General features: G+C 33.0%; 6 protein-coding genes. 4 read left to right on the top strand and 2 right to left on the bottom strand.

What is annotated here, in order from left to right; all coding sequences use genetic code 11:
- Positions 1–144 precede the first annotated feature (144 nt).
- Positions 145–498: a hypothetical protein gene (locus tag AABL87_RS14575; protein ID WP_006257224.1), complete on the bottom strand. Its 354-nt coding sequence runs from the start codon at positions 496–498 to the stop codon at positions 145–147.
- 640 nt (positions 499–1,138) lie between these two features.
- Between AABL87_RS14575 and AABL87_RS14570 the strand changes: the two genes are divergently transcribed.
- The 4 genes from AABL87_RS14570 to AABL87_RS14555 are packed head-to-tail and all read left to right on the top strand — an operon-like array spanning position 1,139 to position 9,552.
- Positions 1,139–4,159, top strand: a complete 3,021-nt coding sequence (locus AABL87_RS14570; RefSeq protein ID WP_006262871.1) for a SusC/RagA family TonB-linked outer membrane protein — start codon at positions 1,139–1,141, stop codon at positions 4,157–4,159.
- A complete protein-coding gene (locus tag AABL87_RS14565; protein ID WP_341277538.1) occupies positions 4,159–5,526 on the top strand; it encodes a RagB/SusD family nutrient uptake outer membrane protein in 1,368 nt (455 codons plus the stop codon). Before AABL87_RS14570 ends, AABL87_RS14565 begins: the two co-directional genes overlap by 1 nt.
- A gap of 10 nt (positions 5,527–5,536) precedes the next feature.
- Positions 5,537–6,742 carry a DUF4929 family protein gene (locus tag AABL87_RS14560; RefSeq protein WP_006257227.1) on the top strand — a complete coding sequence of 402 codons (1,206 nt, stop codon included), beginning with the start codon at positions 5,537–5,539 and terminating at the stop codon, positions 6,740–6,742.
- On the top strand, positions 6,742–9,552 hold the full coding sequence (locus tag AABL87_RS14555) for a M16 family metallopeptidase (RefSeq protein ID WP_006257228.1): 2,811 nt from the start codon (positions 6,742–6,744) through the stop codon (positions 9,550–9,552). The genes AABL87_RS14560 and AABL87_RS14555 overlap by 1 nt, the downstream gene beginning before the upstream one ends.
- 84 nt (positions 9,553–9,636) lie before the next feature.
- Here the strand turns inward: AABL87_RS14555 and AABL87_RS14550 are convergent, their stop codons facing one another.
- The gene (locus tag AABL87_RS14550) at positions 9,637–11,604 is read right to left on the bottom strand and encodes a hypothetical protein (protein WP_006257229.1); all 1,968 of its coding nucleotides are present in this window, start codon (positions 11,602–11,604) and stop codon (positions 9,637–9,639) included.
- Between the last annotated feature and the right edge of the window lie 82 nt (positions 11,605–11,686).

Below are 11,686 nucleotides of genomic sequence, written 5' to 3'. Positions count from 1 at the left end.
GATATTGCATCTCTTCCCACTGTATCCAAACACATACAACTACCTCTATACTTGTGTTATCTCAACTGCCTATAATCTGTATGAGGTGACATAGCTTGGGGGACACACAAGATATTATGTTTCTACTTTAAACGCATTCAGATATTATAGGACCTCTGCTCCTATTAAAAAACCTTTAAAAGCGTCTTTATATTGGTACTCTGCAAAGCATCTTACACAGATAACGCCTAATGACTTATAAAGACTATCTAAAGAAGTTAAATCTTCGTCTTTACTAATCTCATATCTATCTGCTAATTTTAATCTATCCTTTGTCTCTAGACTTAAGACATAACTAAATTCTAGTTTATCCTCTATATCGATATGCATCACTACTTTTATCTTGCACAGACTTGTAGATAGCACCTCTTCTCCTAATTGTATTTTATCTACTAGGTCTTGCCCCATACAAGATAGTATACCACTCAATCCATGCTTAGAGCAACTAATCATTCCCATATATTCTAATTTTAAACATAACACACTACCTAAACACAATAGATAGCTTCAAATCAAAAAGAGCAAAAATAAAACAAATAAAACTTTATTTTAACAAAATAAAAAACACATTATTTACGAAATTAACAATTCAAACTCATGTATCTTTCTACTGAATTCGTGTTGCTTTCGTTCTACCTAAGTCCGTAGTGAGTCCGTTATGAGTCCGTAGTGAGTCCGTTTTTGGGGCTAAAATAACGGACTCACTATATACTCAAATAGTTTCTATCATTCACATATACCTAACATACCACTACAAACCTTCGAGCTACTCAAGAGCTGTATTCTAAATAATCACATCCTATTTAGACATCATTCTAACCTTAAGAATTTCTACATTATAAGAAATAATTCTAAATAATAAACAACACATAAAAAGCAATAAACCTAATCTCAAAAAGAAAACAAACACCTAATAAACAGTAAAATAAGTAAACAAAAAACCTATAGTATAACTAAGCTTACCTTGTAAAAAACTCGCTTATTGTAGTTTTTTAATACATAACTAATCTAAATAAAGTCATTATTCATTTTGAAAAGTAAAAAAACTCTTTACTTTTGCACTTTAATTTAGAATTAGTCTTAATTATAACACACCATTATGCTACTTACTCCACTACGAACTATTACTACTCTCGTAATCAGTTTATTTTGTGCAATTGGAGTCTATGCACAAGAGCCTGTATTCACAGGTAAGATTTTAGATCTAGAAACTAAAAAAGGATTAGATACAGCTATAATCACTGTACTAGCCTCAGGAGATACCTTTTTCACTAATGAAAAAGGAGAGTTCCAAATTCCTGAGCTCTATCACTCTTCTGTTATCATCAGCCATGAAGGCTATGAAAATCTAGAAATGAAATTAAAAAAGGGAAGTCAAACAATCTATCTACTACCCACTACAAAACAATTAGATGAACTGATCATCCGAAAATCGACTAATATCAATGATATCGACATTCGTAATAGTACAGGTTCTGTAATCACAGTAGACATGACACAACTGAGTCAACGCTCAGAGTTGAATATAGCTAAGTTATTAGAAGGACAAGTAGCAGGTCTTACTGTTACTTACTCTGGAGAACTGGGCAAAAAACCAGAGATAAGATTACGAGGTAATTCTTCTTTTAACTATCAAGGAAATGCCAATGAACCACTGTTTATAATGGACGGAATTGTGATTTCGACAGAGACTTTTATGACTCTTAATCCTAATGACTTCTCCACTATTAAGGTATTAAAAGATGCCCCTGCTACCGCTCTATATGGTATTAAGGCTGCTAATGGAGTTATCGAATTAACCTCTAAAAGGGGATTTGATGGTAAACCGATTATTAGCTATGCTATGAAACAAGGAGTAACAATGAGAGGGGAAAGAACAGCTAATATGATGAAGACTGATGAAAAACTAGCATTCGAACGCAGAATGCAAAATCCTGCTACTCCTGGATATCTATACTCATCAGAATATATCAATAGTACATATCAGAACAGTCCTCTTCTAAGGCAGAAACTACAAGAAGGAGAACACAAATTAGACTCCTTAAGAAGAATTAATACAGATTGGTTTAAAGAATTAGTAAAGCCTAATTATTTCCAATCTCATAACCTTAGTGTAAGAGGTGGTACCGAAAAAAACTCTTATTTCTACTCGCTGAATTACAGTAAACAAGGTGGTCGTATACCTGGTAATGATATCAATCAAATAACCGCACGTGCTAATTTAGATTATATATTAGCTCCTAATCTAACCTTATCTCTTAACAATAGTTTTGGGCTTTCGACTACCAATACTGAAAATGGAATGGATAATGATCCTACTTCATTAGCCTTTATGCTTAATCCTTATGAAACAAAGCATTCGACAAAACTAACGAGTTATTCAGATCGCTCTTATGCTGACTTAATCAATCAATACAAACAAAAACAGACTAGTAAAAGATTTAGCAGTTCCATGGTAATGCAATGGGATATATTGCCCGAATTAAACATAGCAGGGGTAATAGGTGCAGACTATTCATTAAGCGAAACTTATAAAAGGATCCTTAGTACTGCCTATAGTCAAAAGCAAAAGCCTAACAATGCCAAAGGCTTTATATCTGACTCTGATAGCAAGAACTTCGATTTTACATATAATCTACGTGCTAATTACCAAAAACAATTAGGCGACCATGATATTTTCTTAGGAGTAAATATGGATTACTATACTACGAATACAAAAGTTATTGGGGGTGAAGGTCATGGAATAGATGATGAAATCAGTAGTCTATCGGGTATCAACAACTCTTTAACAGGTGATTATGCTCCTAAAAACTCAGGAAGCAAAATAAAGAATACACAACTTGGTTTTGGAGCTGCGTTGGGATATACTTATAAAGGAACTTATGATGTATATGGAAGTTTCAAAAGAGATGGTTCTTCCCTTTTACCTTCAAGTAAACGATGGAATGATGCATGGTCTACAGGAATAGGATGGTCTCCTATTCACTATGGTTTTTTCAAGAATCAAAATATACTAACTGATTTGAAATTTAAAGCCTCATTAGGATATACAGCAAGTATGACAGGAATCTCAATAAGAGATATAGAGTCTACTTTTAGCAATCCTAATACATTCTATGGAGACTATAGATTATTAGTGCTACAAGGAATACCTAATAAAGATTTAAAACCTCAACAAACTCACTCTATAAACTACTCCGTAGATTTCGGCTTCTTTGAAAGACTAAGTCTATTAGTTAACTTCTATCAAAACACAACAAAAGATGCTATACTATCTATGCCTATAGCTATGAGTAATGGGTTTAATACATTTACTAAAAATATAGGAGAACTAGAAAATAGAGGGATAGAATTTATGTTAAGTGGAGATGCTATCAGGCTAAAAGATTTTAGATGGAATACTTCTCTTTCCTTATCCTATAACGCCAATAAGGTAAAATCACTTTATGGTACAGATAGAATATATCTAACAGAAGAATCTGTAATACCAGAATACGAAGTAGGCAAACCTCTAGGTATCATCTATGGGCTGCAAACTAATGGTATACATCCATTAACAGGAGTACCAGAATACATAGATAATGATGGTCATGTAATAGATCTAAATCAGCCAAAAAATGCAAATCACTTCAGACGTATTGGCTACAGTATAGCTCCTTATAACGGCTTTTTCAACAACTACTTCACTTATAGAAATTGGGCATTAAATATAAATATCAACTATAATTTCGGTGGTAAGAAAATGTATGATCAGTCTTATGTGAGAGACTATAGCAAATCTCATTTAAATGCCATAGAGGGACAGTTACAAGATAGCTGGTTTGAAGTAGGAGATGAAGATAAGGTTTATCCTATCAAAAAACTACCAAGCAATGCAGAAGATTATTCTCAAAGCTTTGCTAATAATAGAACAATATATAAAACAGACTTTATCAAGCTAAATTACATACAACTTAGTTACAACTTAGGCAATAATAACTTTATCAATAAGTATTTTAAATCCCTACAGCTAAGTGTACAAGCAGATAATATCTACACATACCGTTTTCAGACAGATAGAGGTTCTCTAAATGATGTATTACAGCCAATATTAACTTTCTCTCTTAATGCTACTTTCTAATGATTAAAAAAATATTCTACTTATTTGTATTTAGTTCTCTATGGGGATGCAGTCTAGAAAATAAATCTGAGAACGAAATTTCTGGAAATGATATTATCAATTCACCTATCAAAGCTTATGGAGTACTATCACAGGCATATAAAGCTACACCTATACAACCTAAAGATTATACTTTATATACAGAAGATCTACAGCCATCCTATCTAATTAATTATCTAAAAGGAAGTAGCCTCACTTATAAATGGGATGAAACAACCTTATCGATTAATAGTAGTTCGATATGGAATAATCACTATGATGCCATCGTCCACCTAAACGTACTATTAGAATCAGATCACAACTTCAATAGTCAGGACCCTGTTTGGCAGTACATTAAAGGTTCTGCTTTAGTCTTAAAAGCTTATAATTACTTCGATTTATTACAACTATTCTCTGAACGTTATAACCCTACAGCTTTAGGTATTATCGCTAAAGATAAATTAATCGTAGAAGAAAAAGCTAGACTAACTCAAGAAGAGTCTCTTAAACTAATCAAAACATACTTATCTGAAGGTCTAGATTTAATACAGCAATCTGGTAAACATCAAAACTACTTTATCAAAGAGAAAGGGATCAGGATACTACAGGCAAGGGTCGCTATGTATGAGAAAGAGTATGCAAAAGCAGAAGCTATTGCACAAAAACTTGTAAATGATGGAGCTAAACTTCCAACCTCAACAGAGGATTATCGCAATATTTGGGCTTCAGATAATACTAATATCTACTGGTTATACAACAACCTAGATAATCCTAATCACTACTTATATTACGAAGATAACCAAGGGGATCTACTTTACATCAATGAAGATTATAATTTTGACTTGGACGATATTAGATATGCCATATCTCAATATAAACACAGTATGAAAGCGACTGCTGAGGACAAAATAGAGCGTTCTCTTCTAGGTAAATACAAAAGGTCACAACTAGATAAAGACCCTAGAGATGTGGTGATGATACGCAGTACAGAGGCATATTTCATCTTAGCAGAGAGTCTTTTAGAACAAAATAAATTAGCACAAGCAAAAGAAGTTCTCAATACATTCTTATCTGCTATTAATCAGCCTAACATAGAAGATACGCCTAGTCAACAAGAACTACGTCATAAACTTCACTTCGAAAAACAAAAAGAGTTCATTGGAGAAAAGAACAACTTCTTTGATCTAAAACGATGGAATACACCCATAGAACGAAAAAAAGAAGATAGCAATACTATCATTATCAAGATAGAACCTAATGACTATCGCTGGACATGGCCAATACCCATGAATGAATTGAGATATAATAACAATGCTCAACAAAACAAAGGCTGGCCTTCATTCAAATAAACAAAGTAAGATGAAAACAAGTTTTAAACATATAGTAAAGTCATTCACTATACTACTCCTAACTACACTATCTTTAAGTAGCTGTAGTAAAGATGATGGGGTTACTAAAGAATACTTAGGTGAAAATAAAGTTCATCTATCTACCCAAAACACGGTGCTAAAAAACAATGGGGAAGATGAGATCTCCATAGAAGTATTACTAGTTAAAAAAACACATCAGACCATCACTTTAACTTTTGGTCTGGAAGATAATCAAGAGCAAGGCAAAGATATTTTAGAATTAAAGAATCAAACTATAACCTTTGCTCCAGGTGAGAAGAAAGCAGTAATTACACTTAAAAGTAAAACAGCTCGTACTATCACTGAAGCAAAAAGAATAAAACTAAATTTAGTAGAAAACAATACAACTATTCCTTTAGAAAAACCTCTTGTTTTTACAGTATTACCCTTGAGTGTTATAGATGAGCTAACGAAAGAACAGATTGCTTTATTAGACGGTTATAAAGAAAAAGGATTGGATTTATACCCTCTACTAGGAGAAATAAATGTCACTACAGAGGTTAAATATCCTGGAGGGGGCGTACAAGAAGTATTTAACCTACCTTATACTACTATTCTAACAGGTAAGACGATAATAACACTAAGCGAATTAGCCACAACAGATAAACCTGTTCTTAAAATGACCTCTAATGCTATGGGACTGGAGGCTTATTTCTACAAAATGTTTAGAGACTTAACTATTGATGATTTAGAGTTTTGGAATAACCCTGGACCTGATGCTCCTCCACAAAACAAAGAAGTAATGAAATCTGTAGGATTAACACGTACTTCTACAGAGTCATTTGAGGTGACACTTAACCATATCGCCATAGATATTAATACTAAAGAAGTATCTTTTATATCAACACTAAAGAACTTATATAATGATGAATATCTAGCTGTACCTTTTGAGTTTAAATATTCTGCTTGGGATAGGTTTAAAAAACTACTAGATGCAGGAGATTTAATGGCTACTGAAAACTATGAAATGGGAGGTTCTATTAACCCTGCACATCATATCAATGTAGATCAAATAATAGAAGACGATTATGACAATTATACTTGGAAAGAATCAAAAGCTAAACTGACAGATAGTAAGTTTACTTTTGAGTTTATATTCATTCATAACAATGCTGATGGATATATCCAAGTTAAAACAGAATACAAATTAAAATAATGAAACGTACTCAAATACTATATTTCTTTGCTTTAGTACTTTGCCCTCTGCTTGTAGTAGGGCAAGGTACTTTTTCTCCATTGCCTAAAGCAGAAAAAGCAATTTATGGAACATTAGACAATGGGCTAAACTATATCATCCATCCTATACCTCAACAGAAGACAGAATATCGTCTAGTCTTAAATGTAGGATCACTACAAGAACGCGATGATGAGAAAGGATTTGCTCATTTCTTAGAACACATGATCTTTAATGGTAGTGATGACTTCCCAGGTAGACAAGCTATTGATACATTACAGCGTTTAGGCTATCAGTTTGGGAGAGATATCAATGCTTATACTACTTATGAGCGCACCGTATATGATCTGTCTCTCTTAGATATCAAACAACAGGATTTAGCAATAAATATACTAGCTAACTTCTTAGGGAAGTCACATCTCCATAATGAGGGAATAGAAAAAGAACGAAGAATCGTTATCCAAGAGATTAAAGACTTTGGTACAGAGCCTTTATTTAACCGCAAAAAACTAGAAGGTACTCCTCACTTAGATAGATTGCCTATCGCTACTGAAAAAGAGATTCTAAATCTAGATCCTGTAAAGCTTAGAGCATTCTATAAACGATGGTATAATCCTGCTCTAGCTACTATAATCATCGTAGGTAAGGTGAATACTAAAGATGCTATAGAGCAAATAAACAAATACTTCAGTTCTTTTAAAGGGCAGTCGAATCTAGATAGAAAACAAAGCGAAAACACTTTTAGCCCTGTCTATACTAACTTATTAGAAAAGCAGAGCAATGCGACTATAAATTCTAATAAATTAGAAATAGTTCGCTTTACAGAAGCGCCTTTCTTAGCTTCTAAAGAAGATTACAGACAACAACTTATAGAACAAATCTATAAACAATGGATCAATAAGAAACTGTCTATGAGCAAAAGCACTGCTACTGCTCACAGTCTATGGTATCTACCTAATAAAAATGAAAATGCCATAGAAATACAGGCTAAGACAGTAGAAGAATTACAGAACCGCATAAGTTTAGTAGCTAGTACAGTAAACACAATGTCTGTAAAAGGTATTCACAAAAAAGAGCTTGAACATTATAAGCAACATCTACTGAACCATTCTGTTCCTTCTGAAGACGAAGACATTGCTTATATCACCAATGCTTATGTTGATCAGGTCGTAGTGAATAGCCACTACTTATCTTCGATAGATAGACATGCTTTACTAACTGAATTACTTCCTACTATCACCACAAAGGATATAGAAAGCAAACACAGTAACACATGGTCTACTGATCAAGAGAACCTATATCTACTTACATATAATGATAGTTTGTTCTCCATAGACTCTGCTGATGAACTAAACAAGTATTGGAATGAAGGAAGTACAAAAACATTAGTATTCAAATCTACTAAACAAAAGAAGACGCACGAAAGACCACGTGGTTCTTTCCACTGGAGAACAATGCCTCCTATACAAAAAGCAACAACTGATATAGCTGTAAAAGAACAGCTATATGCGGATATCAACCTTACAGAACTAACATTAGCGAATGGGCTACGCATAGGTATTAAACCAACAAAGGCAACAGATGATAATTATATCATGACTTTGTTCACAAGAAATGGGCTAAATCAAATACCTACATCTGAACAAAAATATTATCAAGATGCTGGATATTTTATAGACTCTTCTTGGATACACGGCTTTACTAATGACGGATATATGCAAGCGGGATCTGATAGAGAGATATCTACACTCGTGAGTATAAATAAGGATGCTAGCATTATCAATACTTCTTCGCGAAAAGGAAATAGCAAAGACCTTTTTGAATGGACGTATAGAAAGTTATATGACTATATCACACCTCAACAGGATTTTAAAGAATATATAGAGGAAAGTGTCTCTTCTATAGATACAACTACTAAGTCTTCTTCTTTATTAGATAATCCTGCTATCAAAATAGGACATCAAATAGAAGAATATAAAAAAGAAGGTAGTTTATTCTCTGAAGAGCTCACAACGATAGAAGACTGGAAGAAAGTTAATCTAGATAGTTTCTTTACTTTATACAATCAATCATTTGCTAATCTAGAAGAAGTGTATGTACTTATCGCAGGGAATTTTGATACAGATGATATCAAGAAGAAGGCGATCGCTTACTTCGGTGCTTTAAATAATACTCCAAAGCAAGTAGATAAAAACGGTGCTAATTCATCTAAGGCATTCGTAAAAGAAGAAATAACACGAGCTACACTAACGAGTAGTGATATCGAAAGACCTGATGTCACAATAGTATTCAATGGAACAATTAAACCTACTCTAAAAGAGAGCATGATGGCTCATATCGTGAGAGAGATGTTTAACAACCAGTTCTTAACACTATCGAGAGAAAAAGAAGGATTAGTATATTCTCCTTATTCCGCTCTAGACGTAGAAGTTTACCCTGAGCCTAGAACTTCTGTTAGTTTATTCTTCTCTACCTCTTTAGATGATATAGATAAATTAGAGACCTTAGCTAAAGAAGTTATTCATTCACTTCAAACACAAAGTATTTCTAAAACAGAACTAGAACAAATGAAATTGACCATTCTAAATAATAAACGCTTACATCTAACAGATACGAGTACATTCCAATGGGTAGAAAAACTTAGAGAAACTCTATTAAACTTTGGTTCTCTTGAAGACTTTAATAATTATGATGCAATACTAAATAGCATCACTCCTGAAGACATTAAAGAGATTTCAAAATCTATATTTAACACCTCTACTTACGGAGTATTTATACTCACTCCTCAGTAAAATAACAAGTGGTTATTGCTCCACTTTATTTTCTCTTTACTAATAATAATTGAATAAGGCTACCTGAATCAGGTAGCCTTATTTTTATTTCTTCTCTAAGGTAACTTGTGCTTTTAACTGTTCTAATAATTGAGTATACACATTTCTCACGCTGTCATAGTCTTTTGAATCAATCACTCCTTTAGCTTTAATAAAAATCAAACTACACAGTACTTGATTGTCTTTTACCTCAAACTTAGTTTGTACTTCTAGACCTGTCTGCTCACTTTTTAAAGTAAAGTTTTGAGGTAGAGTACTTACTTTATACCCTTCTGGAATCACTATGCCCATTAGATAATTGTCTAACTCTGGATACCCTATGTAAATAGGATTGTTTCTATATTCGTTTTTAAATGGATTAGAATACAATGGGTAGAACTGAAATGGATTAATAATATACTTATCATTAAGAAACAATACACCATTCTGCTTACTGAACGAGAATACTGCTCTTACATCCTTCTCATTATTATCACCATTATACACACGTGTACTACTTACATTCATCCCTACGTACTGACTCTCGTACCACTTCCCAAATCTCCATTCACTACCATCATACATATTTCTAAACTCTAGAGCACGATAGTTTTTATAGTTCTCTATAATCTGACCTGAAATACTTCCATTCAAATTAGGAGTGATCTGATACTTCACTTCTTTACTAGAAATGAACTGAGGCATTAGATTCACTTTAATAATAGCCCCAGTGTCGTATAGTATAGTACCTGTACCATTTAAATCATCTAATGATAAGATATTAAGAGTCGTATACTTATTCGTAGCATCTACTAAATAAATACTATTATCAGCTTCTATAGCAGTAATAATATGGTTATAATAGTTGCGTTGCCAAGCGGTTTTCACACCATTACTTCTAGTACTCAATAATACTGGATTAGCTTTTATACCAACATATCTTAGCATGGCTGTCAATAGTAAGTTCACATCAGCACTATTTCCAGTCCCTTTATAGAAAGTAGTTTTGATACCATTCTGTGTGAAAAGTCCATATTCTTGATTCCATGTTACTCGACTCTGTACTACATTTAATAGTTTTGAAATCTGAGCTTCTATACTTAGTCCCTTATATTCTTCTAGGTTAATTTCTTTTTTAAGAAACTTATCTTGTTTTAATTCTTTACCAAACCCTCTATTTTTAAGTAAGTCAGCATAAAACTCTTTCTCCGTTTGCATTACTTTTTCCGCAGAATTACCTGGGAACTGTACTTGTTGTAAATCAAAGCGCACTGTTGAAATATAGTTCGCAGGATTATCTAGATAAGGCTCTACAATAAAAGAAGGTACTAATTGTGCTTTATACGTTTTTTCTATAGCATTGATTTCAGACTTAATCATAAAGCCATTCACCCCACGAAAAGAGACTCTTCTATTATACTCTTGTTCTGTTAGTTTTATATCTCCTTTTTTTATGATGCTATATAAAAAGTACTCTGGTACTACTACTTTATAACTGGCGCTTTCTTTAGGCATATCACTCTGTATATACCACTCTGGTAACTCATCTATATAGTTTGTAGATTTAATATACGAATACTCTATAATATCTCCTGCTTTCGCATCATTATAACTCACTCCCTTCTCTCTCCAATTACCTTTATCTTCATCAATTAGATTTTGTTTTGGAGATTTCTGTTTTACCACTTGACCATCTACCAATCGATATATATTAGATACATTAATAGTCATATCCTCTCTTGCGTATCCTTTAGGTGCATAAGGAACCACGAACTTCAACTTTTCCTTAGCTACCTCATCATATAATTTGATTTTACGTGATACAGTCTCATTCACTCTAAAACCATATTCATCAGAATATTCAAAATCTACTCTAACTTCTTCTTGTAGTATGACCGCTTTATCCTTAACGAAAGAGGTATTACTTAGCTCTGCTAATTCAGCTGGCTTTACTTTTCCTAAGAAATCTTGTCCATAAGAAGGTGTCTGTAGACAACATATTAATACAAATAAAAAACAGGCTATTTTATTCATTATCTTATTTTTTGTGGTAGTAATTATAAAGTCAAAATTTACCACAATTATACAACATAGCAAGAGGACTTACACCAAAAAG

Source organism: Myroides sp. C4067 (assembly GCF_038039665.1).
GTDB lineage: Bacteria > Bacteroidota > Bacteroidia > Flavobacteriales > Flavobacteriaceae > Flavobacterium > Flavobacterium odoratimimum.
Note: the sequence above shows the minus strand (reverse complement) of the source record. Positions and strands in the feature narration are given on the sequence as shown.